At 59.2% G+C, this 25,707-nt stretch carries 17 protein-coding genes and 1 tRNA gene; 13 read left to right on the top strand and 5 right to left on the bottom strand.

The features are described 5' to 3' along the window. Window positions 1-63: 63 nt before the first annotated feature. Entirely contained in the window at window positions 64-417 is a 354-nt protein-coding gene (locus QLG21_RS19945; RefSeq protein WP_006175879.1) for a DsrE/DsrF/TusD sulfur relay family protein, read from the bottom strand. A 72-nt stretch (window positions 418-489) separates the two neighbouring features. Between QLG21_RS19945 and nasR the strand changes: the two genes are divergently transcribed. From nasR to QLG21_RS19910, 7 genes are all read left to right on the top strand, one after another. Further along, window positions 490-1,674 (top strand): nitrate regulatory protein NasR, encoded by a 1,185-nt coding sequence (gene nasR, locus QLG21_RS19940; protein ID WP_282485080.1) that lies wholly within the window; start codon window positions 490-492, stop codon window positions 1,672-1,674. A 229-nt stretch (window positions 1,675-1,903) separates the two neighbouring features. Beyond that, on the top strand, window positions 1,904-3,151 hold the full coding sequence (locus tag QLG21_RS19935) for a CmpA/NrtA family ABC transporter substrate-binding protein (protein WP_101738578.1): 1,248 nt from the start codon (window positions 1,904-1,906) through the stop codon (window positions 3,149-3,151). Window positions 3,152-3,153: 2 nt separating this feature from the next. Then, window positions 3,154-4,032 (top strand): nitrate ABC transporter permease, encoded by an 879-nt coding sequence (gene ntrB / locus QLG21_RS19930; RefSeq protein ID WP_282485079.1) that lies wholly within the window; start codon window positions 3,154-3,156, stop codon window positions 4,030-4,032. A 9-nt stretch (window positions 4,033-4,041) separates the two neighbouring features. Next, the gene (locus QLG21_RS19925; RefSeq protein WP_006175874.1) at window positions 4,042-4,830 is read left to right on the top strand and encodes an ABC transporter ATP-binding protein; all 789 of its coding nucleotides are present in this window, start codon (window positions 4,042-4,044) and stop codon (window positions 4,828-4,830) included. 13 nt (window positions 4,831-4,843) lie between these two features. Then, entirely contained in the window at window positions 4,844-8,833 is a 3,990-nt protein-coding gene (gene nirB, locus QLG21_RS19920; RefSeq protein WP_282485078.1) for a nitrite reductase large subunit NirB, read from the top strand. Further along, entirely contained in the window at window positions 8,830-11,316 is a 2,487-nt protein-coding gene (locus tag QLG21_RS19915) for a nitrate reductase (RefSeq protein WP_282485077.1), read from the top strand. The genes nirB and QLG21_RS19915 overlap by 4 nt, the downstream gene beginning before the upstream one ends. Before the next feature lie 114 nt (window positions 11,317-11,430). Further along, entirely contained in the window at window positions 11,431-12,837 is a 1,407-nt protein-coding gene (locus QLG21_RS19910; protein ID WP_282485076.1) for a YchO/YchP family invasin, read from the top strand. Window positions 12,838-12,839: 2 nt separating this feature from the next. On the opposite strand, the gene narL is transcribed toward QLG21_RS19910, so the two are convergent. Together narL and narX are read right to left on the bottom strand one after the other, a co-directional pair. After that, complete coding sequence (gene narL, locus QLG21_RS19905; RefSeq protein ID WP_003856701.1) at window positions 12,840-13,490, bottom strand: two-component system response regulator NarL; 651 nt, start codon at window positions 13,488-13,490, stop codon at window positions 12,840-12,842. Further along, window positions 13,483-15,279: a nitrate/nitrite two-component system sensor histidine kinase NarX gene (gene narX / locus QLG21_RS19900; RefSeq protein WP_137848773.1), complete on the bottom strand. Its 1,797-nt coding sequence runs from the start codon at window positions 15,277-15,279 to the stop codon at window positions 13,483-13,485. The genes narL and narX overlap by 8 nt, the downstream gene beginning before the upstream one ends. A 309-nt stretch (window positions 15,280-15,588) precedes the next feature. On the opposite strand from narX, the gene QLG21_RS19895 reads away from it, so the two are divergent. The 5 genes from QLG21_RS19895 to narI all read left to right on the top strand — a co-directional run bounded on the left by QLG21_RS19895 (window position 15,589) and on the right by narI (window position 24,026). Further along, the gene (locus tag QLG21_RS19895; protein WP_137848772.1) at window positions 15,589-16,986 is read left to right on the top strand and encodes a NarK family nitrate/nitrite MFS transporter; all 1,398 of its coding nucleotides are present in this window, start codon (window positions 15,589-15,591) and stop codon (window positions 16,984-16,986) included. 380 nt (window positions 16,987-17,366) lie between these two features. Continuing rightward, complete coding sequence (locus tag QLG21_RS19890) at window positions 17,367-21,110, top strand: nitrate reductase subunit alpha (protein WP_137848771.1); 3,744 nt, start codon at window positions 17,367-17,369, stop codon at window positions 21,108-21,110. After that, window positions 21,107-22,642 (top strand): nitrate reductase subunit beta, encoded by a 1,536-nt coding sequence (gene narH / locus QLG21_RS19885; RefSeq protein WP_058610246.1) that lies wholly within the window; start codon window positions 21,107-21,109, stop codon window positions 22,640-22,642. The genes QLG21_RS19890 and narH overlap by 4 nt, the downstream gene beginning before the upstream one ends. Next, complete coding sequence (gene narJ, locus QLG21_RS19880; protein WP_088208308.1) at window positions 22,639-23,349, top strand: nitrate reductase molybdenum cofactor assembly chaperone; 711 nt, start codon at window positions 22,639-22,641, stop codon at window positions 23,347-23,349. Before narH ends, narJ begins: the two co-directional genes overlap by 4 nt. Beyond that, on the top strand, window positions 23,349-24,026 hold the full coding sequence (gene narI / locus QLG21_RS19875; protein ID WP_006175857.1) for a respiratory nitrate reductase subunit gamma: 678 nt from the start codon (window positions 23,349-23,351) through the stop codon (window positions 24,024-24,026). The genes narJ and narI overlap by 1 nt, the downstream gene beginning before the upstream one ends. Here narI and QLG21_RS19870 read toward each other — a convergent pair. Further along, the gene (locus QLG21_RS19870; protein WP_282485075.1) at window positions 24,023-24,919 is read right to left on the bottom strand and encodes a DMT family transporter; all 897 of its coding nucleotides are present in this window, start codon (window positions 24,917-24,919) and stop codon (window positions 24,023-24,025) included. The genes narI and QLG21_RS19870 overlap by 4 nt on opposite strands. 106 nt (window positions 24,920-25,025) lie before the next feature. On the opposite strand from QLG21_RS19870, the gene QLG21_RS19865 reads away from it, so the two are divergent. After that, window positions 25,026-25,469 carry an Lrp/AsnC family transcriptional regulator gene (locus QLG21_RS19865; protein WP_058610256.1) on the top strand — a complete coding sequence of 148 codons (444 nt, stop codon included), beginning with the start codon at window positions 25,026-25,028 and terminating at the stop codon, window positions 25,467-25,469. 66 nt (window positions 25,470-25,535) lie between these two features. On the opposite strand, the gene QLG21_RS19860 is transcribed toward QLG21_RS19865, so the two are convergent. Beyond that, a tRNA-Tyr gene (locus tag QLG21_RS19860) sits at window positions 25,536-25,620 on the bottom strand. Window positions 25,621-25,707: the final 87 nt, after the last annotated feature.

Genomic DNA, 25,707 nt, shown 5'->3' with positions numbered 1-25,707 from the left:
TGGCAGGCAAACTTGATGCTGAAACCGCGTCCATTAGAAAATAATATTAAACCGGGTTTATTATTAAAAAGTTAATACTTTATCGGCGGACAGAGTCCAGTCTGCCAGCTCAACAAGCGTGCCAATTTCCACCCCGTCAATCAGCGGCAGCCCGGTGATGCCGCGCCCGTCGGTGCAGGTTTTACATAGCTTAACCGGCACGTTTTGCGCCGTCAGGATCTCGAGCATCTGCTGAATGTTGTACCCCTCGGCAGGTTTTTGCCCCTTCAGCCCGGCGGTGACCGCATCAGACATCAAAAAGAGGCGCAGTTCAGGGCGATGCTCTTTTTCGCACAGGGCGATTGCCAGGCGCAGGCTGTTAAAAAGGGATTCACTGCCGTAGGCCGCTCCGTTGGCGACAATCGTAATCTTCTGCATGGAAACTCCTGTTCGGTTAAAAGGCATGAATATTGCTTAGCTCTACGGGGAATAGGGAACCGGAGAGCGAGTATGACGATAAAGGCTGACAGTTTATCGGGCGCAAATGAATGGCTTCATCGTGCCACGGTGATGCGCCGCGAGCAGCTTAATACCCTGGCGGTTCTGGGGGCGCTGGTCAACGGCATCAGCCGACTGGTGCATATGCTACAGTGCGAGCGCGGGGCGTCAAACGTCTGGCTCTGCTCCCGGGGGCAGCTCTACGGCCAGGAATGTCGGGCCAGCAAGGCGCTGGTCGATGAAAATCTGACGGCGTTCAACCGTCAGCTTAACCTGCAAACGCCGATGCCCGGCAGCGCGGTGTGCGAACGCATTGCCGGTGCGCTGCACGCGCTGGCGTTGCTTCCGGCGCTGCGTGACGACGTCGAACGGCAAAACGTGACGGCCCCGCAGGCGATGGAACGCTACAGCCGGATACTTCGCCATCTGCTCAGTATCATTCCTCAGCTCAATGACAGCATTGACGATCCGCAAATCGCGGGCCAGTTTGTCGCACTTTATAGCCTGATGCAGGGCAAAGAGTGGGTAGGGCAGGAGCGTGCGCTGGGCGCAACGGGCTTCACGCAGGGCTTTTTTGATGATGAAACCCGCCAGCGGCTGGTGGACCGTATCGACGGGCAGCAGGCCTGCTTTGAGGTTTTTTTGTCTTACAGCCGGGCCGATGTGCAGGAGACGTTTGCGCTTAACTGTATGCCGGACCTCGAAACAGAGCAGCTCAGGCGCGTGGCCTGTACCCGTCAGCCGGCGGCGGACAAGGGAAACACCGCCCTGAGGTGGTTTGCGTTGCAGACGGCACGCCTGGAACACCTTCGCACGCTGGAGGAGTTAGCCATCGCTGATCTCATGGCGATGGTGGATGAACGTATTCACGGGGCGAATGAACGCACGCTGCGGGTCTGCGAGGACAACGAGGCGTTTACCCATTTCCCGGATAAACCTCTGCTGCCGCTGGTGCGCGAGCAGGCACGTGAGATCGACAGTCTTTCCCGTCAGTTGGCCTCCCTGCGCGAAACGCTGGAGGAGCGCAAGACCATCGACAAAGCCAAAAGCATCCTGATGACGCATCACGCTATGAGCGAAGAGCAGGCGTGGACAACGCTGCGCAAAATGGCGATGGACAAAAATCAGCGCATGGTGGATATCGCCCATGCGCTGCTCACCGTGAAGAACCTCTGGCAGCCCGTGCCGAAAGCGTAGTTGCACAATCAGCGGGCATGTCATGCCTGATTGAGGTGCGCCGTGAGAGGGCAACGGGCGGGGAAGCCCTGAAAACAACAGTTTAAAACCTGGCATCCCCTTTGCATTATCAGATTAACAAAGATTGACGGTGCGCCAACGGCGGCGCATGCGTTTTCAGGATAAAGGCGTCCAGCGGTGCTCCGGCACCGACGGGCGCTTTTTTTTTGGCTTTTTTTCGGGAGTGGTTATGGCGGATTTGTCGAGACGGCGGTTTTTGCAGGCCAGCATGCTGGCGAGCGGCGCAATGCTGTTACCCGGCATCATGCAGGCCGCGTGGGCGGCGGGGTCGGACAGGCCGGAGCAGCAGACGGTGCGGATCGGGTTTATCCCGCTCACCGACTGCGCGCCGGTGGTTATCGCGGCGCTGAAGGGGTTTGATAAAAAGTACGGCATCACCATCGTGCCGACCAAAGAGGCGAGCTGGGCGGCTGTACGCGACAAGCTGGTTGCCGGTGAACTGGACGCCGCACACATTCTTTACGGCCTGCTGTATGGGCTTGAGCTGGGCATCGCCGGCAAGCCGCAGGAGATGGCAAACCTGATGACCCTTAACCAGAACGGCCAGGCGATTACGCTCTCAAGCGATCTGGCAGAGAAGGGCGTGCGCGATCTCGACGGGCTGAAAAAGCGGGTCGCTCAGCAGCCTCCCGGCACTTACACCTTTGCCCACACCTTCCCGACGGGCACCCACGCCATGTGGCTGTACTACTGGCTGGCAAGCGCCGGGATCAATCCGTTTGACGATGTGCGTACCGTGGTGGTGCCGCCCCCGCAAATGGTGATGAACATGCGCATAGGCAACATGGTCGGTTTTTGCGTCGGTGAGCCGTGGAACGCGCGCGCCATTAATGACCGCATTGGGTTTACCGCCGCCACCTCCCAGTCCATCTGGGCCGATCATCCGGAAAAAATCCTCGGCACCCGCCGCGCCTGGGTGGAGAAGAACCCGCATACCGCACGGGCGCTGGTGAGCGCGGTGCTGGAAGCCGCCCGCTGGATAGACGCCTCGCCGGAAAACAAACGCGAAACCGCGCAGATCCTCTCCCGTCGGGCATGGCTTAACTGCAAAGAGCAGTATCTCACCGGGCGAATGCTGGGCGAGTACGACAACGGTCTGGGGCAGCGCTGGCAGGATGACCACCCGATTCGCTTCTTCAATGACGGGGCCGTCAGCTACCCGTATCTCTCCGACGGTACCTGGTTCTTAACCCAGTTCCGCCGCTGGGGCTTGCTAAAGACCGCCCCGGACTATAACGCCATCGCGCAACGCATCAACCAGACCGCGGTCTGGCAGGACGCGGCAACCGCCGTCGGCGGCATTTCCACGCCGTCATCACCGCTTCGCAGCAGCACGCTGATGGACGGTACCGTCTGGAACGGCACCGATCCGGACGGTTACGCCAACCGCTTCGCTATTCACCGTAAAGGGGCCTGATTATGTCGCATCTGCAAAATACACAGCCACAAGAGACGCCGGTCAGCGCTGAGGTGATCGCGCTGCCACCGGTGCCGGTTCGCCGCCGTGGACCGGGGTTTACGCGCCGGATGAATGACCTCCTGCAACGTATTATCCCGGCATTTCTCGGTCTCGGGCTGATGGTGGTGCTCTGGCAGCTCGCCGCCATTAACAGTAAAGGCTTTCCGACGCCGCTCAGCACCCTGGATTCAGCGTTAACCCTGTTTGCCGATCCTTTCTACCGCGACGGACCGAATGATATGGGCATCGGCTGGAACGTGCTGGCCTCGCTCCAGCGGGTGGCGGTGGGCTTTGGCCTGGCGGCGATAGCCGGTATTCCGCTGGGCTTTCTGATTGGCCGTTTCACCTTTTTCGCGCGCATGTTCAACCCGCTGATTGCGCTGCTGCGCCCCGTCAGCCCGCTGGCCTGGTTACCCATCGGCCTGCTGCTGTTCCAGAAAGCGGAGCCGGCCTCCAGCTGGACCATTTTCATCTGCTCCATCTGGCCGATGGTGATCAACACCGCCGAAGGGGTGCGCCGGATCCCGCAGGATTATCTTAACGTCGCCCGCGTGCTGCAGCTTTCCGAGTGGACCATCCTGCGTCGCATTCTTTTCCCGGCGGTATTGCCTGCGGTACTGACCGGCGTGCGTCTGTCGATAGGGATCGCCTGGCTGGTGATCGTCGCCGCCGAAATGCTGACCGGTGGTGTGGGGATCGGCTTCTGGATCTGGAACGAGTGGAACAACCTCAACGTTGAAAACATTCTCATCGCCATCGTCATCATTGGTGTGGTCGGGCTGATGCTGGAGCAGGGGCTGATGCTGATCGCCCGCCGTTTTAGCTGGCAGGAAAAATAAGGAGTGACTATGAAACCGTTAATTCAAGTGCAGGCCGTGAGCCAGCGTTTTTCCACCGCCAGCGGCGAGTTTCTGGCGCTGCAAAACGTCTCGTTTGATATCCATGAAGGGGAAACCGTCAGCCTGATTGGTCACTCCGGGTGCGGTAAATCCACGCTGCTGAACCTTATCGCCGGGATCGCATTGCCGACGGAGGGCGGGATTATCTGCGATAACCGTGAAATCGCCGGGCCGGGGCCAGAGCGGGCGGTGGTGTTTCAGAACCACTCGCTGCTGCCGTGGCTCACCTGCTTCGACAACGTGGCGCTGGCGGTGGACCAGGTGTTTCGCCGCACCATGAGTAAGGCCGAGCGCAGGGAGTGGATCGAACACAATCTCGATCGCGTGCAGATGGGCCATGCGCTGCACAAGCGTCCGTCGGAGATCTCCGGTGGGATGAAACAGCGCGTCGGCATCGCCCGCGCGCTGGCGATGAAGCCCAAAGTGTTGCTGATGGATGAGCCTTTCGGCGCGCTGGATGCCCTGACCCGCGCGCACCTTCAGGACTCGGTGATGAAAATTCAGCAGGCGCTGAACACCACCATCGTGCTTATCACCCATGATGTCGACGAGGCGGTGCTGCTCTCTGACCGTGTGCTGATGATGACCAACGGCCCGGCGGCCACCGTCGGGGAGATCCTCCAGGTTGACCTGCCGCGTCCGCGCAACCGGGTACAGTTGGCTGACGACAGCCGCTATCACCACATGCGCCAGCAGATCCTGCATTTCCTCTATGAAAAACAGCCTAAGGCGGCGTAACGAGGAGGCCACGATGCGACTGGTGATTATCGGTAATGGAATGGCAGCAACGCGGCTGATTGCCTCACTGACCGAGCGCGCGCCCGGTCGCTTTGCCATCACGGTCATTGGCGACGAGCCTGAGCACGCCTACAACCGCATCCAGCTTTCGCCGGTGCTTGGCGGGGAAAAACAGGCGGCGACCCTTCGCCTGCAGGACGATGACTGGTATCGCCAGCGCGGCGTCACCGTCCTCAGAGGGGAAAAGGCAATTGCAGTGGACAGGGAGCGGCGGGAAGTGCACACCCGGCACCAGACCCTGCGTTGGGATGAACTGGTCTTTGCCACCGGGTCACAGCCCTTTGTGCCGCCGATACCCGGGCTTGAGGCGCCGCACGTCTTCACGTTTCGCACCCTTGAGGATACCCGCGCGATTCTCGCCACGGACGGTCCTTCGGTGGTGTTGGGCGGCGGCGTGCTGGGCGTCGAGGCGGCTGCCGCGCTGGCACGAAACGGTGACAACGTCACGCTGGTGCATCGCGGGCCGTGGCTGATGGATCAGCAGCTTGACCAGCAGGCAGGGCTGTTGCTGGAAGAGGCGCTGGCGGCGCGCGGCGTTCGCTGCGAACTCTCAACCGGGATCGCAGCCGTGGCTGCCGACTCCGTCACGTTGCTTAACCAGCGGCGACTTGATGCCGCTCGCGTTGTTCTCGCCACCGGCGTTCAGCCCGACGTCGCCCTGGCAAAAGCCAGCGGTCTGCGCTGCGCCCGGGGCATTGTGGTTAACCATCAGATGCAAACCTCCGTCCCGCAGGTGAGCGCCATAGGCGAATGCTGCGAAATTGACGGGCAGACGTTTGGCCTGGTCGCCCCCTGTCTTGCCCAGGCGGATATCCTCGCCGCCCGGCTTGCCGGAGAGGTGGCGTCACCCTTTGCGCTGACCGACGGCGGTATGCGCCTCAAGGTTACCGGCGTGGAGTTGTTCACCGCCGGACGCGCGGCCATGCAGCCTGACGATGTGGTCTGGAGCACGTGGGACCCGCTGACCCGGCACTACCGGCGTTTACTGATCCATCGCGGCGCGCTGGCAGGGGTGCTGCTGATGGGGGACTGCCGCAGCGCGGCGACATTTACCGATTTACTGGCTACGGCTGCTCCCGCACGCGTGGACTGGCTGTTCGATCAATTCACGACGACGCAACCGCAGGTTGCAGGACACAACGCTATGACAAAACCTACGCTGGTGGTGGTTGGACACGGTATGGTCGGCCATCATTTCCTTGAAGAGTGCGTTAACCGTAACGTGCATACGGCTTATCAGATTGTGGTCTTTGGCGAAGAGCGCCATGCCGCTTACGACCGCGTCCACCTGTCAGAGTATTTTGGCGGGCGCAGCGCGGACTCCCTCTCGCTGGTCGAAGGCGATTTCTTTGCCGATAACGGCATTGAGCTGCGCCTGTCGCAGCAGGTGGTGGCTATCGATCGCGACGCACGCGTAGTGCGAACCGCCAGCGGGCACGAAACCCACTGGGACAAACTGGTGCTCGCCACCGGCTCGTATCCGTTCGTCCCGCCGGTGCCGGGCAACGATCTGCCGGGCTGCTTTGTCTACCGCACCCTCGACGACCTCGATAGCATTGCCGCACGGGCTAAGCATGCGCGTCGTGGTGTGGTGATCGGCGGCGGCCTGCTGGGGCTGGAGGCCGCCAACGCTCTCAGGCAGCTTGGGCTTAAGACCGACGTTGTGGAGTTCGCGCCCAATCTGATGGCGGTGCAGCTCGATAACGACGGCGCGGCAATGCTGCGTAAGAAAATAGAGGCGCTCGGCGTAGGAGTCCACACCGGGAAAGCCACCACTGAGATTGCGCGCACCGATGATGGTCTGGCTCTGCGTTTCGCCGACGGTGGCACACTTGAAACGGATATCGTGGTCTTTTCCGCCGGGATCCGCCCGCAGGATGCGCTGGCGCGCAGCAGCGGCCTGACGACAGGCGAGCGCGGAGGGATTGGCATTGATGACCAGTGCCGGACATCCGATCCCGACGTGTTCGCCGTCGGGGAGTGCGCTTTGTGGGAGGGTAAAATCTTCGGCCTTGTGGCACCGGGATACCAGATGGCGCGCGTCGCGGCGGCGGCGCTGGCGGGAGAAGAAACACAGTTTACGGGTGCCGACATGAGCACCAAACTGAAGCTGCTCGGCGTGGACGTGGCCTCGTTTGGCGATGCCCATGGCCGCACGCCGGGGGCGTTAAGCTATCAGTGGACCCACGGCCCGCAGCAAGTCTATAAAAAAATTGTGGTCAGCCACGACGGGAAAACCCTGCTCGGAGGCGTGCTGGTGGGCGATGCCGGTGAATATGCCACCCTGGTGCAGATGATGCTCAACGGGATTAGCCTGCCGAAAGAGCCGGAAACGCTGATTCTGCCTGCGTTGTCCGGCAGTGCGCCAAAAGCGCTGGGCGTCGCGGCGCTGCCGGAAAACGCGCAGATCTGTTCCTGCCATAACGTCAGCAAAGGTGATATCTGCCGGGCCGTAAGCGACGGCGCGATGGATATGGGAGCCATTAAACAGTGCACCAAAGCGGCTACGGGCTGCGGCGGCTGTAGTGCCCTGGTTAAACAGGTGATGGAGTTCCAGCTTGCCGGGCAGGGCGTAGAGGTGAAAAAGGACATCTGCGAACACTTCCCGTACTCGCGTCAGGAGATCTACCACCTCGTTCGCGTGAATCATATACGCACCTTCGAACAGCTGATTGGCCGCTATGGTCACGGGCACGGGTGTGAAATTTGCAAACCGCTGGTCGGCTCGGTGCTGGCCTCGTGCTGGAACGAGTATCTGCTTAAACCGGCACATCTGCCGCTGCAGGACACCAACGACCGCTACTTTGCCAACATCCAGAAAGACGGTACCTACTCCATCGTGCCGCGTATGCCTGCCGGGGAGGTCTCTGCCGACGGGCTGATTGCCATCGGCCAGATTGCGAAGCGCTACAGCCTGTACAGTAAGATCACCGGCGGGCAGCGTATCGACCTGTTTGGCGCGACGCTCGACCAGCTGCCGGCGATCTGGCAGGCGCTGGTGGAGGCCGGGTTTGAGACCGGGCACGCCTACGGTAAGTCGCTGCGCACGGTGAAATCCTGCGTGGGGTCCACCTGGTGTCGCTACGGCGTGCAGGACTCCACGGGCCTCGCGGTAAAACTGGAGCACCGCTACAAAGGCCTGCGGGCACCTCATAAGATCAAAATGGCGGTTTCCGGCTGTACCCGCGAGTGCGCCGAGGCGCAGAGCAAAGATGTCGGGGTGATCGCCACGGACAAAGGCTGGAATCTCTACCTGTGCGGCAACGGCGGGATGAAACCGCGCCACGCGGATCTCTTCGCCAGCGACCTGGATGAAGAGACGCTGATCCGCACCGTCGACCGCTTCCTGATGTTCTATATCCGCACGGCGGATCGCCTGCAGCGCACCAGCACCTGGATGGACAATCTTGAGGGCGGCCTCGACTATCTGCGCCAGGTCATTCTTGATGACAGCCTGGGCATTGCGCACGAACTGGAGCAGGAGATGGCCCGCGTGGTGGACACCTACCAGTGCGAATGGCAAACCACGCTCAGCGATCCAAACCGCCTGGCGCTGTTCCGCACTGAAGTGAACAGTCAGCCCACGGATGAAAACAAACGCTGGCAGGCGATCTGCGGACTGGAGGATATTCCCGAGCAGGCGGGGATCGGCGCGCGCCTGGGGCGGAAATCGATCGCGCTGTTCCGCTTTGGTCAGTCGGTTTATGCCCTTGATGACCGTGAGCCGGGCAGCCGCGCCAACGTGCTCTCGCGCGGTATTCTGGGCGATGCGGGCGGCGAACCCGTGGTGATCTCACCCTTGTATAAGCTGCGTATTCGCCTGCGCGACGGGCGTCAGTTTGACAGCGGCGAGCCTGCCGTGCGCGCGTGGCCGGTAAAAATTGAGAACGGCAAAGTGTGGGTGGGCAATGAAGAGCTGGTTATGCGCGCGGAGGCATCATGAACGAGACCCGGACCACGTGCCCCTACTGTGGGGTGGGCTGCGGGGTGATCGCCCGAACGGAGGGGGAGAAGGTCACCGTGCGCGGCGACGAGCGCCATCCCGCCAACTATGGCAGGCTCTGCGTGAAAGGCTCGGCGTTAGGGGAAACCACCGGCCTGCAGGGGCGCTTATTGCGGCCCGTCGTCGACGGTCAGGAGGCCGACTGGCCGCAGGCGGTGCACACCGCGGGCGAGCGGCTGCGGGACGTTATCGACCGCTATGGCCCTCAGGCGGTGGCCTTTTACGCCTCCGGCCAATTGCTTACCGAAGATTACTACGCGGCCAACAAGCTGATGAAGGGGTATATCGGCGCGGCCAATATCGATACCAACTCCCGGCTGTGTATGTCCTCCGCCGTCGTGGGCTACAAACGGGCGTTTGGCGAAGACGTGGTGCCGTGCAGCTACGAAGACATTGAAAACAGCGATCTGGTGGTGCTGGTCGGGTCGAACGCGGCCTGGACGCATCCGGTGCTGTATCAGCGGCTGGTGCAGGCGCGCCAGAGTCATCCGGCGATGAAGGTGGTGGTGATCGACCCGCGTAAAACCGCCACCTGCGATATTGCCGACCTGCATCTGGCGCTCAGACCCGGCAGCGACGCCGGGCTGTTCGTCGGCTTGCTCAATCGCATTCAGGGAAACGCTGACTGGCCGGCTGAGCGGGTAGCGGAATTTTGCGATCTTTCAGCGGCAGCGATTAACCAGTTTTACGACATGTTTATCACCGCACCCCGCGCCATCACGCTTTACACCATGGGGATCAACCAGTCGGCCAGCGGCAGTGATAAATGTAACGCCATCATTAACGTGCATCTCGCCAGCGGCAAATTCGCCCGGCAGGGCTGCGGCCCGTTTTCTCTGACCGGTCAGCCAAATGCCATGGGGGGCCGGGAAGTCGGCGGGCTGGCGAATCAGCTGGCGGCACATATGCATTTCGAGCCGGACGATCTCGCGCGGGTCGCCCGCTTCTGGGGAACGGAACGACTGGCGCAAACGCCGGGGCTGATGGCGGTGGAGTTATTCGACGCCATCGCGCGAGGGGAGGTGAAAGCGGTGTGGATCATGGGCACCAACCCTGCGGTGTCGATGCCGGACAGCCACGCCGTGTGTCAGGCGCTGGCAGCCTGCCCGCTGGTGATCGTCTCTGAGGTCATGCAGGAGACAGATACCAGCCGGTTTGCCCACATTCGCTTCCCGGCGCTGGGATGGGGAGAGAAAAACGGAACGGTGACCAACTCGGAGCGTCGCATCTCGCGCCAGCGATCCTTTCTGCCCGCACCCGGCGAGGCGAAAGCGGACTGGTGGATTATCGCGCAGGTGGCCACGGCCCTCGGCTACGGCGCGGCGTTTGGCTGGGAGCATCCCCATGAGATTTTTTGCGAGCATGCCGCGCTGACCGCCTTTGAGAACAACGGCGAGCGGGCGCTAAACCTGCACGCGCTTGCCACCCTGACGCGCGAGGCGTGGGATGACCTGGAACCGTACCAGTGGCCGACAGGGGCGTTCCCGCGCCGGGACATCGTACCGGTAGAGCCTCAGCCACACGGCGCAACGCCGGACGTGCTCTATCCGCTGGTGCTGAACACCGGACGCATCCGCGATCAGTGGCATACCATGACCCGCACGGGCCACGTCCCCAGGCTGATGCAGCACATTGCCGAGCCGCAGGTTGAGGTGTGTCCGGCCGACGCGTCGCGTTTTGCCCTGCACGACGGCGGGCTGGCGCGCATCAGCTCGCCGCGCGGCGTGATGGTCGCCAGAGTGTGCATTACTACCCACCCGCGCGAAGGGGAACTGTTTGCCCCGATGCACTGGAACAACCAGTTTGCCCGGCAGGGCAAGGTGAACGCCCTGGTGGCGGGGCGTTGCGACCCGTTATCCGGCCAGCCGGAGAGCAAGCAAACCGCTGTGCGGATCGCGCCCTGGCAGCCCGCCTGGCAGGGCGAGCTGTATGCCCGCGAACTGCCCGCGCTGCCGCCTTTCGTACACGGGTGGCGCAAGGCGACACGGCTGACGGTCGCGGGAGATAAGCCGCTGCTGGCGTGGGCTATTGATTACAGCACCGCGCAGGGCTGGCAGGTACAAATTGCCCGTGCCGGTGAGCGGGGGAGCGTACTGGCCTGGCACGACGGGGCGCTGATGCTCGGCTTCTGGGAAAGCTCCGGTTTGCCGGAACTGGCGCACGGGTTTATCGAAGAGGCGTTCCGCGCCGCCCCCGTTCAGCTGGCGGAACGTCATGCGTTGCTCCACGGCCAGCCGCCCGGCGCACGCCTGGATCCGGGGCGCATCATCTGTAGCTGTTTTAACGTCGGCGAAAACACCATTCGCGAGGCGATTGCCGGTGGCTGCGATTCCGCTGCGGCGCTGGGGGTAAAGCTGCGCTGTGGGACCAACTGCGGATCCTGCGTGCCGGAGCTGAAAGGCTTCTTTGGGGTGAAGGCGTAAAGGGGGCGTGCGTTTCAGGTTATTCCTGAAATTCGCGTTCAGGCTGTATTTCTTCGCCCGGGACGTTAAGCTATAACCGTCTTCTTACTCAAACAGGCGCTTATCACGACGTTGATGGTTGTATCGCCCCGCATTCATTCGCTGTTTTTCCTTCCTCTCCTGTCGGCCGGAGCCGTTTACGGTGCGCCGAATTCCTTTGTCCAGCAGGCGCAAAATCCGTTTGATAACAACGGAGATTCACTGCCGGACCTCGGACTTGCCAAACCCACCTCAGAAGGCGAAAAGCACCTCGCCGAAATGGCAAAGGCGTTTGGCGAGGCCAGCATGACCGATAACGGCTTGACGACGGGCGAGCAGGCCCGGCAGTTTGCGTTTGGCAAGGTGCGTGATGCGGTGAGCGGCGAGGTGAATGAGCAGATTGAATCCTGGCTTTCGCCCTGGGGCAACGCCAGCGTCAATGTGAGGGTGGACGATAACGGGACCTTCAACGGCAGCAGCGGGAGCTGGTTTATCCCCTGGAACGATAACAACCGCTATCTGAGCTGGAGTCAGCTTGGCCTGACGCAGCAAACCGACGGGCTGGTAAGCAACGCCGGGGTCGGCCAGCGCTGGGTCGCCGGAAACTGGCTGCTGGGCTACAACACCTTTTATGACAACCTGCTGGACGAAAATCTTCAGCGCGCCGGGCTGGGGGCAGAGGCCTGGGGGCAAAACCTGCGGCTTTCCGCCAACTACTATCAGCCGTTTGCCGGCTGGCGAGACGATTCAGACGTGCAGGAGCAGCGTATGGCCCGCGGGTACGACGTCACGGCTAAAGCCTGGCTGCCGTGGTTCCATCATCTGAATACCAGCGTCAGCTTCGAGCAGTATTTTGGCGACAGCGTGGATCTCTTTAACAGCGGAACCGGCTATCACAATCCGATGGCGGTCAATCTGGGGCTGGACTACACCCCCGTGCCGCTGGTGACGATCTCTGCTGCCCACAAGCAGGGGGAGAGCGGGGTCAGCCAGAACAACCTTGGGCTGAAGCTCAACTATCGTTTTGGCGTACCGCTGGCGAAGCAGCTGTCTGCCGGAGAGGTGGCGGCAACGCGATCGCTTCGGGGTAGCCGCTATGATCCTGCCGAACGTAACAGCCTGCCGGTAATGGAGTTCCGCCAGCGCAAAACGCTGTCGGTCTATCTGGCGACGCCGCCGTGGGATTTAAAAGGTGGCGAAACGGTGATGCTCAAGCTGCAGATCCGCAGCACGCACGGTATTCGTCAGCTTCACTGGCAGGGAGATACGCAGGCGCTGAGCCTGACGTCGCCGGCCAACAGTACCAGCAGCGACGGCTGGAGCATTATTATCCCGGCATGGGACGCGCGCGAAGGGGCGACCAACCGCTGGCGGCTGTCGGTAGTGGCGGAAGATAAAGACGGGCAGCGCGTCTCTTCCAATGAGATCACGCTAACGGTGGTGCAGCCGCTTGTGGTCATGCCTGACGATGACCCGCGGTGGAAGCTGCTGCCGGATGACTGAAATTAAAAAATACGCTCCTGATGAACCCACACGGCGGCTTCAACGCGGGATTTTAACTTCATTTTTTTCAGCATGTGCTTCACATGCACTTTGACCGTGCTTTCGGTGATGTCGAGGCGACGAGCGATCATCTTGTTCGGCAGCCCCTGGGCAATCAGCTTGAGGATGTCGCGCTCGCGCGGGGTAAGCTGGCTGACGTCGCGGTCAGAGGTGGCGCGGTTCGCGCGTAAGCTGGCGGCCAGCACCGGGGTTAACGCTTCGCTCAGAACCATTTCACCGGCGGCGGCCTGCTGCAGCGCCTTGAGCAGATCTTCTGGCTCCATATCTTTCAGCAGATAACCGTCCGCGCCGCGCTTCAGCGCCGTGACCACGTCTTCTTCATGGTTCGACACGCTGAACACCACTACGCGCCCGGAAAGCGATTTTTCACGCAGCTTGTCGAGCGTCTCCAGGCCGTTCATGCCTGGCATATTAAGATCGAGCAGGATCAAATCAGGATCGAGCGATTCGGCAAGCTCAATACCCTGTTCGCCGTTGCTGGCTTCGCCGACGACGGTAATATCCGGTGCCATGCTGACGAGTTGTTTCACGCCGGTACGCAGCATCGGATGATCGTCGATCAACAGGATAGAGGCCGGTTCCTGATTAGTCATGGTTTTCTCCTTGAGAAGTGATAAGGGACTTTTCGGGTATAAAAGTGACCACTACTTCGGTACCACCAGACTCTCCCCGGCGAACCTGGCAATCACCGCGCAGGCTTTGCGCGCGGTCTCGCATGATGATTAAACCATAGTGGTTAGTTCTCTCGGCATTTTCCGGCACGCCGCAGCCGTTATCCTGAACCGTGAGCCTGACCTGATTGTCATGCGGGCTGACGGTGACCGTGACCGCCGTCGCGTTAGCATGCTTGAGCACGTTGCTCAGCGCTTCACGGGCGATTTGCAGTAAATGGATGGCCTGATGGGATGGCACAAACCGCGGCGGCAGCTGGTAATCCAGCTTCACCGGGAACCCCAGTCGGGCGCTAAATTCCTGGCAACTGGACTCCAGCGCGGGGCGCAGGCCAGGCTCGGTAAGTTGCAGGCGGAACGTGGTAAGCAGTTCTCGCAGCTGCACCCAGGAGGTGTTCAGCTCGTTGCGGATCTGGCTCAGCAGCTGTTTGTTGCTCTCGGGCATCCCGGTGTCCTGCATCTGCAGACAGCTTACCTGCATTTTCATGCAGGAGAGAGACTGGGCGATAGAGTCGTGCAGCTCGCGTGCGATGGTGGCACGCTCCTCCATCACGATCAGCTGCTGCTGTTTCTCCTGATGCCGGTCAAGCGCCAGGGTGGCCGTCAGCTGTTCCACCAGCGTATCAACCAGCTGCTGCTGATCGTGGCTGAGATGTCGGCCAGCCGGCAGCGTAGCCAGTAAGATCCCGTATTGCGTATGGCTGTCGGTCAGACGCCACTTCAGCGTGGTCCCGCTGGTGGAGAGCGGCGGCAAACCGCGCGGGCAGAGGTGACACCCTTTCTCATCGCAGGAGAGATCGGACTGGCAGGTGAACTCCTGATGGTTTTCTTCGTCTTCCACGTCGTAAACGCGCAGTTCGAGGTCGTGGAGCATCGTCAGGTTTTGCAGGCCGTTAAGCACCGGCGAGAGCCGCTCGCACAGCGGAACCTGCATATGCAGGCGGCGGTTTGCCTGCCACAGAAACGAGAGGATTTCGTTTTTCTGCTCAAGCCCGGCTGTTTTTTCCTGCACGCGCTGCTCCAGCACGGCGTAACTCTCGGACAGCTCCTCGGACATGGTGTTGAGGGCCTGTCCCAGCATCGCCATTTCGTTACGGCCACTGATGTGGGCGCGCTGGGAAAAATCGCGCTCGGCAACCGCCCGGGCCATCGCCAGCAGCTGTTTCCAGGGATTCAGCAGGCGCGCGCGCAGCCAGACGATGGTGAAGATCAGCAGCAGGCCCATAAATGCCGCCATCGCCCGGTGGACCATGACCACCCGGTCAATACGCAGTTCGGTCGTTTGATCAAAAGAGGAGACCAGCTTATCAATGCGTGAGACAAAACCGGCCACGTCCTGGGCCACGGTTTCGGGGCTTTTTGCCCGCTTTAACCCTGGCTCCAGCTGGGAGTGCCAGTAGTGTTGTAAGGATTTCAGCTGCGGCTCTTGCCCGTCGCGGATCGCGGCTTTTTCCAGTTCAGGGCTAAAGGCCGTGCGCTCCATGTCGTCGATCAGCGTCTGGTGCGCAGGCTTCAGCGGCACCGAGGCCAGCAGACGGTAACTCTGCATGCGTAGCGAGCCTGCCTCGTTGATGGCATGCGCATTACCCTGTACCCCCTGTACCAGCCAGCCAGAGATAGCCATGCCGGTCACGCCAATGGCGGTAGACAGCAAAACGATAAGCGCAAGCTGGTTGACCAGCGTCAGCGGGGATAAACATCTTTTTAACATAGGCTTGCCGGGCTCCTGACGTGACCTGACTGCAGGAATGGCGCTATTCTGTTCCATACCCTGGAGTATACCCATACCAATAAAGGATTACCCCTAAATTGCCAACGGAGTAAGGGCAGGGAGGAGGGGATGAACGTAAAACGTCATTACCGTGAAAAACCACACCTTTTTTGCCGAAAACCTCTACTCACTAAGGGTAATGACTTTTTTTTCGCCGCAAATCCACCCACTTTTCCTTTGATTTATATCAACTTACCGCCGCCCTAAAACCCTAATGTTTGCAGCATCATTCGAGAATCAGAGGTGTCTATGAGTCACTCATCCGCTCCCGAAAGGGAAACCGGTGCCGTCATTACTGAATGGCGTCCGGAGGATCCGGCGTTCTGGCAACAGCGCGGCCATCGTATTGCAAGCCGAAATCTGTGGATTTCCGTTCCGTGTCTGCTGTTAGCATTTTGCGTATGGATGTTGTTCAGTGCTGTGGCGGTTAACCTGCCGAAAGTCGGCTTTACGTTTACCACCGATCAGCTGTTTATGTTAACCGCGCTGCCGTCGCTCTCAGGCGCATTGCTGCGTGTGCCTTACGCCTTTATGGTTCCTGTTTTTGGCGGTCGTCGCTGGACGGCATTCAGCACCGGCATCATGATCGTTCCCTGCGTCTGGCTCGGCTTTGCGGTGCAGGACACGTCCACGCCGTTTAGCGTCTTCGTGGTAATCTCTCTGCTGTGCGGCTTTGCTGGCGCAAACTTTGCTTCCAGTATGGCAAACATCAGCTTCTTCTTCCCGAAAGCGAAGCAGGGCGGCGCGCTGGGTATTAACGGCGGTCTGGGCAACATGGGCGTGAGCGTCATGCAGCTGATCGCGCCGCTGGCGATCTCCGTTTCCATCTTCGCGGCCTTCGGCGGCGGTGGCGTAACGCAGCCGGACGGCTCATCGCTGTTCCTGCAGAACGCGGCCTGGATCTGGGTACCGTTCCTGGTGATCTTCACCCTGGCGGCCTGGTTCTTTATGAACGATCTGTCCGCGTCTAAAGCATCGCTGAGCGAGCAGCTGCCGGTGCTGAAGCGCGGCCACCTGTGGGTGATGGCGCTGCTGTATCTGGCAACCTTCGGTTCATTCATCGGTTTCTCCGCGGGCTTTGCGATGCTGTCCAAGACCCAGTTCCCGGATATTCAGATCCTGCAGTTCGCCTTCTTCGGTCCGTTCGTTGGTGCCCTGGCACGTTCTGTCGGTGGGATGATTTCCGACCGTCTGGGCGGGACGCGCGTGACGCTGGTGAACTTTGTGGTGATGGCTGTCTTCTGTGCGCTGTTGTTCCTGACGCTGCCAGCTGATGGTCAGGGCGGGAACTTCACTGCCTTCTTCGGCGTGTTCATGGTGCTGTTCCTGACGGCCGGGCTGGGCAGTGCGTCCACCTTCCAGATGATCTCCGTTATCTTCCGTAAGCTGACGATGGATCGTGTGAAAGCGCAGGGCGGAAGCGAAGAGCAGGCCATGCGTGAAGCCGCAACCGACACCGCTGCCGCGCTGGGCTTTATCTCTGCGATTGGCGCGATTGGTGGCTTCTTCATTCCGAAGGCGTTCGGTATCTCTCTGGACCTGACCGGGTCGCCAGCGGGCGCAATGAAAGTATTCCTCGTATTCTATATCGCCTGCGTGGCTATCACGTGGCTGGTATACGGCCGTAATACTAAGAAAAATAAGTAAGTTTGATTATCCGTTAACGCGGCCAGCGTGCCGCGTTTTTTTTGACCACTCATTAGTTACAACATACTTATCAGGTCTCATTGATACGCCCAGGGTAATACCGCGATCGCCATCACTTTGCAGGAGTGTCTACCCCCTAATACCTAAGATGTTAAAAAATGCCAAGTGAAGCAGAGGATAAAAGTATTTTTATCTTAATAATCAGTTACATAAAAAATAAAAAATCCTACCGCTTTGGTGGTAGTTGGTCTAATACCACCCCCGGAAGACCCCGCCTGCCTTGATCGTTATCAATTCTTGTCATCTATCAGAGCGTTACCTTCGCTGCAAATCAGCAATGTCGATTTAGAGAGCCACAGGCTCCACACAGGAGATACCCGATGAGCAAATTTTTGGACCGGTTTCGCTACTTCAAACAGAAGGGTGAAACTTTTGCCGATGGGCACGGCCAGGTTCTGGAGACTAACCGGGACTGGGAAGACGGTTACCGTCAGCGCTGGCAGCATGACAAAGTCGTGCGTTCTACCCACGGCGTAAACTGCACAGGTTCATGTAGCTGGAAGATTTTCGTCAAAAATGGTCTGGTGACCTGGGAAGTTCAGCAAACCGATTATCCACGCACGCGTCCTGACCTGCCGAACCATGAACCGCGCGGCTGTCCACGTGGTGCCAGCTACTCCTGGTACCTCTACAGCGCTAACCGCCTGAAATACCCGCTGATGCGTAAACGCCTGATGAAAATGTGGCGTGAGGCGAAGGTTCAGCATAGCGATCCCGTTGCGGCGTGGGCGTCCATTATTGAAGACGCAGATAAAGCGAGAAGCTTTAAGCAGGCGCGTGGTCGCGGCGGCTTCGTGCGTTCCTCCTGGAAAGAAGTCAACGAGCTGATTGCCGCCTCTAACGTCTATACCGTTAAGACCTACGGCCCGGACCGCGTGGCAGGCTTCTCGCCGATCCCGGCGATGTCGATGGTCTCTTATGCGTCCGGTGCGCGCTATCTCTCCCTGATTGGCGGTACCTGTCTGAGCTTCTACGACTGGTATTGCGATTTACCGCCAGCGTCTCCGCAGACCTGGGGTGAGCAGACTGACGTTCCTGAATCTGCAGACTGGTATAACTCCAGCTACATCCTCGCCTGGGGTTCAAACGTACCGCAGACCCGTACCCCGGATGCCCACTTCTTTACCGAAGTGCGTTACAAAGGCACCAAAACCGTTGCCATCACCCCGGACTACGCTGAAATCGCCAAGCTGTGCGACCTGTGGCTGGCACCGAAGCAGGGTACCGATGCCGCGATGGCGCTGGCGATGGGCCACGTCATGCTGCGTGAGTTCCACCTCGATAAACCGAGCCAGTACTTCACCGACTACGTGCGTCGCTACACCGATTTCCCGATGCTGGTCATGCTCGAAGAGCGTGATGGCTACTATGCCGCGGGCCGCATGCTGCGCGCCGCCGATCTGGTGGATGCTCTCGGTCAGGAAAATAACCCTGAGTGGAAAACCGTTGCCTGTAACAGCAATGGCGAGCTGGTTGCGCCAAACGGCTCTATCGGCTTCCGCTGGGGCGAAAAAGGCAAGTGGAACCTGGAGCAGCGCGACGGCACGTCTGGTGAAGAAACCGAGCTGCGTCTCAGCATGCTGGGTAGCCAGGATGAGATCGCTGACGTTGGCTTCCCGTACTTCGGCGGCGAAGGCACCGAGCACTTCAACAAGGTTGCGCTGCAGGACGTGCTGATGCACAAACTGCCGGTGAAACGCCTGCAGCTGGCGGATGGCTCCACCGCGCTGGTCACGACCGTATACGACCTGACCATGGCGAACTACGGTCTGGAACGCGGTCTGAACGATGAAAACTGCGCAACCAGCTATGACGACGTGAAAGCGTACACCCCGGCCTGGGCTGAGCAGATCACCGGCGTTCCGCGCGCGCAAATCACCCGCATCGCCCGTGAGTTTGCGGAGAATGCGGATAAGACCCACGGTCGTTCAATGATTATCGTTGGCGCAGGTCTGAACCACTGGTACCACCTCGATATGAACTATCGTGGTCTTATCAACATGCTGATCTTCTGTGGCTGTGTAGGCCAGAGCGGCGGCGGTTGGGCACACTATGTTGGTCAGGAAAAACTGCGTCCGCAGACCGGATGGCAGCCGCTGGCGTTTGCGCTTGACTGGCAGCGTCCGGCTCGCCACATGAACAGCACCTCCTACTTCTATAACCACTCCAGCCAGTGGCGCTACGAGACGGTGACCGCACAGGAACTGCTGTCGCCAATGGCGGATAAATCCCGCTACAGCGGCCATCTGATTGACTTCAACGTGCGCGCCGAGCGTATGGGCTGGCTGCCGTCTGCGCCACAGCTGGGTACCAACCCGCTGCGTATCGCAGAAGAGGCGAAAAAAGCGGGCATGTCGCCGGTAGATTACACCGTCAAATCCCTGAAGGAAGGCTCCATTCGCTTCGCGGCGGAACAGCCTGAAAACGGTAAAAACCATCCGCGTAACCTGTTTATCTGGCGCTCCAACCTGCTGGGCTCTTCCGGTAAAGGTCACGAGTTCATGCTGAAATACCTGCTCGGTACCGACCACGGTATCCAGGGCAAGGATCTCGGCAAGCAGGGCGGCGTGAAGCCTGAAGAAGTTGAATGGAAAGATAACGGTCTGGACGGCAAACTGGATCTGGTGGTGACGCTGGACTTCCGTCTGTCGAGCACCTGCCTGTATTCCGATATCGTTCTGCCAACCGCGACCTGGTACGAAAAAGACGACATGAATACGTCGGATATGCATCCGTTTATTCATCCGCTGTCTGCCGCCGTTGACCCGGCATGGGAATCGAAAAGCGACTGGGAAATCTACAAAGGCATCGCCGAGAAGTTCTCTGAAGTGTGCGTGGGTCACCTGGGTAAAGAGACCGACGTGGTTACGCTGCCAATTCAGCACGACTCCGCAGCCGAACTGGCGCAGCCGCTGGACGTGAAGGACTGGAAAAAAGGCGAGTGTGACCTGATCCCGGGCGTCACCGCGCCGCACATCATTCCGGTTGAACGTGACTACCCGGCTACCTACGAACGCTTTACCTCTATCGGCCCGCTGATGGAGAAAATCGGTAACGGCGGGAAAGGGATCGCCTGGAACACCCAGAGCGAAATGGATCTGCTGCGTAAGCTCAATTACACCAAAGCAGACGGCCCGGCCAAAGGCCAGCCAATGTTGAACACTGCCATTGATGCCGCAGAGATGATCCTGACGCTGGCACCGGAAACGAACGGTCAGGTTGCCGTGAAGGCCTGGGCTGCGCTCAGCGAGTTCACCGGTCGTGACCATAAGCACCTGGCGCTGAACAAAGAAGACGAAAAAATCCGCTTCCGCGATATTCAGGCCCAGCCGCGCAAAATCATCTCCAGCCCGACCTGGTCAGGCCTTGAAGATGAGCATGTTTCTTACAACGCGGGTTACACCAACGTTCACGAGCTGATCCCATGGCGCACCCTGACCGGACGTCAGTCCCTGTATCAGGATCACCAGTGGATGCGCGACTTCGGTGAAAGCCTGCTGGTGTACCGTCCGCCAATCGACACCCGTTCGGTGAAAGCGGTGATGGGTGAGAAATCCAACGGTAACCCTGAGAAAGCGCTGAACTTCCTGACGCCGCACCAGAAATGGGGTATCCACTCCACCTACAGCGACAACCTGCTGATGCTGACGCTGGGTCGTGGTGGGCCAATTGTGTGGATGAGCGAAGCGGATGCTAAAGATCTGGGTATTAAAGATAACGACTGGATCGAGGTGTTCAACAGCAACGGTTCATTAACCGCCCGTGCGGTAGTGAGCCAGCGTGTACCCGCAGGTATGACCATGATGTACCACGCGCAGGAACGTATCGTGAACATTCCTGGCTCAGAAATTACCGAGCAGCGCGGCGGTATTCATAACTCCGTCACCCGTATTACGCCGAAGCCAACCCACATGATCGGTGGCTATGCGCAGCTGGCCTACGGCTTTAACTACTACGGCACGGTAGGGTCTAACCGCGATGAGTTTGTGGTGGTTCGTAAGATGAAGAATATTAACTGGTTAGATGGCGAAGGTAATGACCAGGTACAGGAGAGCGTAAAATGAAAATTCGTTCACAAGTCGGCATGGTGCTGAATCTGGATAAATGCATCGGCTGTCATACCTGCTCAGTCACCTGTAAAAACGTCTGGACCAGCCGTGAAGGTACGGAATATGCCTGGTTCAACAACGTTGAAACCAAACCAGGCACCGGTTTCCCGACCAACTGGGAAGACCAGGAAAAATACAAGGGCGGCTGGATCCGCAAAATCAACGGCAAAATTCAGCCGCGCATGGGTAACCGTGCCATGCTGCTGGGAAAAATCTTCGCTAACCCGCATCTGCCGGGCATCGACGATTACTACGAGCCGTTTGATTTTGACTATCAGAACCTGCATAACGCCGCAGAAGGTAAACATCAGCCGATTGCGCGCCCTCGCTCCCTGATCACAGGGCAGCGCATGGATAAGATCGAGAAAGGCCCGAACTGGGAAGACGATCTGGGCGGTGAGTTCGAGAAGCTGTCGAAAGACAAAAACTTCGAGAACATGCAGAAGGCGATGTACGGCCAGTTTGAAAACACCTTCATGATGTACCTGCCGCGTCTGTGTGAACACTGCCTGAACCCGGCATGTGTGGCGACCTGTCCGAGCGGTGCTATCTACAAGCGTGAAGAAGACGGCATCGTGCTGATTGACCAGGACAAGTGCCGCGGCTGGCGTATGTGTATCACCGGCTGCCCGTACAAGAAAATCTACTTCAACTGGAAGAGCGGTAAGTCCGAGAAGTGCATCTTCTGCTATCCGCGTATTGAAGCCGGTATGCCGACGGTCTGTTCCGAAAGCTGCGTGGGCCGTATCCGTTACCTCGGCGTGCTGCTGTACGACGCGGACGCGATTGAAACCGCAGCCAGCACCGAAAACGAAAAAGATCTGTATCAGCGCCAGCTGGATGTGTTCCTCGATCCGAACGATCCGAAAGTGATCGAGCAAGCGCTGAAAGACGGCGTACCGCAGAGCGTGATCGACGCGGCGCAGCAGTCTCCGGTGTACAAAATGGCGATGGACTGGAAGCTGGCACTGCCGCTGCATCCGGAGTACCGCACGCTGCCGATGGTCTGGTATGTGCCGCCTCTGTCTCCGATTCAGTCTGCGGCTGATGCAGGCGAACTGGGCAGCAATGGCATCCTGCCGGACGTGGAAAGCCTGCGTATCCCGGTTCAGTACCTGGCGAACCTGCTCACCGCAGGGGATACCCAGCCGGTCCTGCTGGCGCTGAAACGTATGCTGGCGATGCGTCACTTCAAACGCGCTGAAACCGTTGACGGCGTAACGGATACCCGTGCGCTGGAAGAGGTGGGTCTGACGGAAGCGCAGGCGCAGGAGATGTACCGCTATCTGGCGATTGCGAACTACGAAGACCGTTTCGTGGTACCAAGCAGCCACCGTGAGCAGGCTCGCGAAGCCTTCCCGGAAAAAAGCGGATGTGGCTTTACCTTTGGCGACGGTTGCCACGGGTCTGACACCAAATTCAACCTGTTCAACAGCCGCCGCATCGATGCTATGGATGTGACCAGCAAAACGGAGCCGCACCAATGATTGAACTCGTCATTGTTTCGCGTCTGCTCGAGTACCCGGATGCTGCGCTTGCGCAGCATCAACAGGAACTCTTTGATGCACTCGCGTCATCTGAAAACCTGGATAAAGAGGATGCCCAGAAGCTGGGCGTTTTCCTGCGCGATCTGCTTGCGCGCGATCTGCTTGATGCGCAGGCAGATTACAGCCAGTTGTTCGACCGTGGCCGCGCAACGTCGCTGCTGCTGTTCGAACACGTACACGGTGAATCCCGCGACCGCGGTCAGGCGATGGTAGACCTGATGGCGCAGTACGAGCAGCATGGCCTGCAGCTCGACAGCCGCGAGCTGCCGGATCATCTGCCGCTGTATCTGGAGTATCTGGCGCAGCTGCCGAAGGAAGAGGCGCTGGGCGGCCTGCAGGATATCGCTCCGATTCTGGCGCTGCTGAACGCGCGTCTGCAACAGCGTGAAAGCGCGTATGCCGTTCTGTTCGAACTGCTGGTGAAACTGGCAAAAGCGGCAATCGACACGGAAAAAGTGGCGGAAAAAATCGCGGAAGAAGCCCGCGATGACACCCCACAGGCGCTGGATGCCGTCTGGGAAGAAGAGCAGGTGAAATTCTTTGCTGACCAGAGCTGCGGTGAGTCAGAAATTTCTGCTCACCAGCGTCGTTTCGCCGGAGCAGTTGCCCCGCAATATTTGAATATCTCTAACGGAGGACGGCAATAATGCACTTCCTGAATATGTTCTTCTTTGACATTTACCCGTACATTGCGGGCACCGTGTTCCTGGTGGGAAGCTGGCTGCGCTATGACTATGGTCAGTACACCTGGCGTGCAGCCTCCAGCCAGATGCTGGATCGCAAGGGGATGAACCTGGCCTCGAACCTGTTCCACATCGGTATTCTCGGGGTGATCGCCGGGCATGCCTTCGGGATGCTGACGCCACACTGGGTGTATGAATCCTGGCTGCCGCTGGACGTGAAACAGAAGATGGCGATGTTTGGTGGCGGTGCTGCGGGCCTAATGTGCCTGGTGGGCGGCTTGCTGTTGCTGAAACGCCGCCTCTTCAGCCCGCGCATCCGTGCGACGACAACCGCAGCCGATATTCTGGTGATGTCGGTGCTGGTTATCCAGTGCGCGCTGGGCCTGATGACCATTCCGTTCTCTGCGCAGCACATGGACGGCAGCGAGATGATGAAGCTGGTCGGCTGGGCGCAGTCTGTGGTGACCTTCCACGGCGGTGCATCTGAGCATCTCGACGGCGTAGCGTTTATCTTCCGCATGCACCTGGTGCTGGGGATGACCCTGTTTGTGCTGTTCCCGTTCTCCCGCCTGGTCCATATCTGGAGCGTGCCGGTAGAGTACCTGACACGCAAATACCAGGTTGTCCGCGCGCGTCGCTAATCCGCACATTGACTATCAACCCCGCACTCGCGGGGTTTTTTTTCGCCCCAACCCAGGTTATTACCTGCCGCCGCAAACAGGATCAGCGCGCCGCCTGCCAGCTGTACCGCGTTCAGCGCATGGCCGAACACCACGGTATCAACCAGGATCGCCACCACCGGGTAGATGAACGACAGTGAGCCGATAATGGGTGTAGGCAGTTTCTGAATGGCGCTGTAGAGCAACTGGTACATGATCCCGGTATGAACAACCCCGAGCGTCAGCAAAATGGTCCACGGGAAGTCGCCCGAGAGCGCGGGCATCTGCGCCATCGGCAGAAGTATGACGACCCCAACCAGTACCTGAATGAAGGCAATGTGTTGTGGCGTAAGGGAGGAGAGTTTACGGGTAATCATCGCCGTGAGTGCATAGAAGAAGGCCGCGCCCAACGCCAGCCCGATACCCGTAAGCCATTCGGCGCTATGGCTCCCGGCGAGTTCGCTGGAGAGCAAAATGACCACGCCCGCAAAGGCAAGAAGCAGCCAGCCCCATTTCACCAGGCTGACGCGTTCTCCTGAAAGCATCCCCATCATTACCAGCATGAACGGCTGAGTGTTATACACCACGGTCGACAGGCCGATTGAGATGCGCGTATAGGCCGCGAAAAGCAGTAACCAGTTCACCACCAGGGCAACCCCGCCGATCACCGCCAGCGCCAGCGAGGCCCGGGAAAGCGCGCTGAACGGCTTTTTGCTGAACCGAATAAAAGTAAAGAGCGTAACGGCGCCGATTGCGCAGCGCCAGAAAACGACATCCGTCACCGGCAGGCCTGAAAGCAGCACAAACGCCCCGATGGAGCCTGAAATGAGCATCGCCAGACCCATCTGCCAGACGCCTTTATGAATATCTTGCATCGCACACCTCCTGAATGAGGCTCTATTGTCGAAAAAGTCTGATATGTTTTACAGAGAGGAAATAAGGCGAATCAGGTTAAATGCTTTTTTAAATAAGGTGAAAATGATGGAAAGCCTTCTTGATGAAATCGATCGGCAAATACTGGCTTGTCTTGTTGAAGATGCCCGCATGTCGTTGAAGGTGCTCAGCAGTCGGGTTGGTCTGACATCGCCCAGCACGGCCGAGCGACTGAAGCGGCTGGAAGAGCGTGGCGTGATTCAGGGTTATGGTGCGCGCGTGGATCTCGCGGCGTTAGGGTATACCTTGCAGGCGCTGGTGCGCGTGCGGCCGCTGCCAGGGTTGCTGCACAAGGTCGATAAGTATATTCAGGCCATGCCTGAGTGCATTGAAAGCGATAAGGTCACGGGGGAGGATTGCTTTGTGATCAGACTGGTGGTGCGCTCTATCGGGCAGCTGGATACGCTGCTGGACGGTCTGGCAGAACATGCCCAGTGCAACACGTCGATTGTAAAGAGTTCGCCGGTGACGCGAAGATTGCCGCCGATGTAGGTTTCTGTCGCCGGGTGGCGGCTGCGCCTTACCCGGCCTACAAAGGCTGGATTGGCTTTAAGGTGATGGTGGTGGGGGAAGGATTCGAACCTTCGAAGTCGATGACGGCAGATTTACAGTCTGCTCCCTTTGGCCGCTCGGGAACCCCACCAGGGGTAATACTGTTTTGAGGTACAACGTGAAGATGGTGGTGGGGGAAGGATTCGAACCTTCGAAGTCGATGACGGCAGATTTACAG

This window comes from Enterobacter sp. V87_3 (genome assembly GCF_029967835.1).
Lineage (GTDB): Bacteria > Pseudomonadota > Gammaproteobacteria > Enterobacterales > Enterobacteriaceae > Enterobacter > Enterobacter cancerogenus.
The sequence above is the reverse complement of the archived record's forward strand: the minus strand, read 5'-3'. Positions and strand labels throughout refer to the sequence as shown.

What these genes read in the sequence shown, in the direction of transcription:
- QLG21_RS19945 (WP_006175879.1), bottom strand. Translation starts at nt 417, where the DNA reads ATGCAGAAGATTACGATTGTCGCCAACGGAGCGGCCTACGGCAGTGAA.
- nasR (WP_282485080.1), top strand. Translation starts at nt 490, where the DNA reads ATGACGATAAAGGCTGACAGTTTATCGGGCGCAAATGAATGGCTTCAT.
- QLG21_RS19935 (WP_101738578.1), top strand. Translation starts at nt 1,904, where the DNA reads ATGGCGGATTTGTCGAGACGGCGGTTTTTGCAGGCCAGCATGCTGGCG.
- ntrB (WP_282485079.1), top strand. Translation starts at nt 3,154, where the DNA reads ATGTCGCATCTGCAAAATACACAGCCACAAGAGACGCCGGTCAGCGCT.
- QLG21_RS19925 (WP_006175874.1), top strand. Translation starts at nt 4,042, where the DNA reads ATGAAACCGTTAATTCAAGTGCAGGCCGTGAGCCAGCGTTTTTCCACC.
- nirB (WP_282485078.1), top strand. Translation starts at nt 4,844, where the DNA reads ATGCGACTGGTGATTATCGGTAATGGAATGGCAGCAACGCGGCTGATT.
- QLG21_RS19915 (WP_282485077.1), top strand. Translation starts at nt 8,830, where the DNA reads ATGAACGAGACCCGGACCACGTGCCCCTACTGTGGGGTGGGCTGCGGG.
- QLG21_RS19910 (WP_282485076.1), top strand. Translation starts at nt 11,431, where the DNA reads ATGGTTGTATCGCCCCGCATTCATTCGCTGTTTTTCCTTCCTCTCCTG.
- narL (WP_003856701.1), bottom strand. Translation starts at nt 13,490, where the DNA reads ATGACTAATCAGGAACCGGCCTCTATCCTGTTGATCGACGATCATCCG.
- narX (WP_137848773.1), bottom strand. Translation starts at nt 15,279, where the DNA reads ATGTTAAAAAGATGTTTATCCCCGCTGACGCTGGTCAACCAGCTTGCG.
- QLG21_RS19895 (WP_137848772.1), top strand. Translation starts at nt 15,589, where the DNA reads ATGAGTCACTCATCCGCTCCCGAAAGGGAAACCGGTGCCGTCATTACT.
- QLG21_RS19890 (WP_137848771.1), top strand. Translation starts at nt 17,367, where the DNA reads ATGAGCAAATTTTTGGACCGGTTTCGCTACTTCAAACAGAAGGGTGAA.
- narH (WP_058610246.1), top strand. Translation starts at nt 21,107, where the DNA reads ATGAAAATTCGTTCACAAGTCGGCATGGTGCTGAATCTGGATAAATGC.
- narJ (WP_088208308.1), top strand. Translation starts at nt 22,639, where the DNA reads ATGATTGAACTCGTCATTGTTTCGCGTCTGCTCGAGTACCCGGATGCT.
- narI (WP_006175857.1), top strand. Translation starts at nt 23,349, where the DNA reads ATGCACTTCCTGAATATGTTCTTCTTTGACATTTACCCGTACATTGCG.
- QLG21_RS19870 (WP_282485075.1), bottom strand. Translation starts at nt 24,919, where the DNA reads ATGCAAGATATTCATAAAGGCGTCTGGCAGATGGGTCTGGCGATGCTC.
- QLG21_RS19865 (WP_058610256.1), top strand. Translation starts at nt 25,026, where the DNA reads ATGGAAAGCCTTCTTGATGAAATCGATCGGCAAATACTGGCTTGTCTT.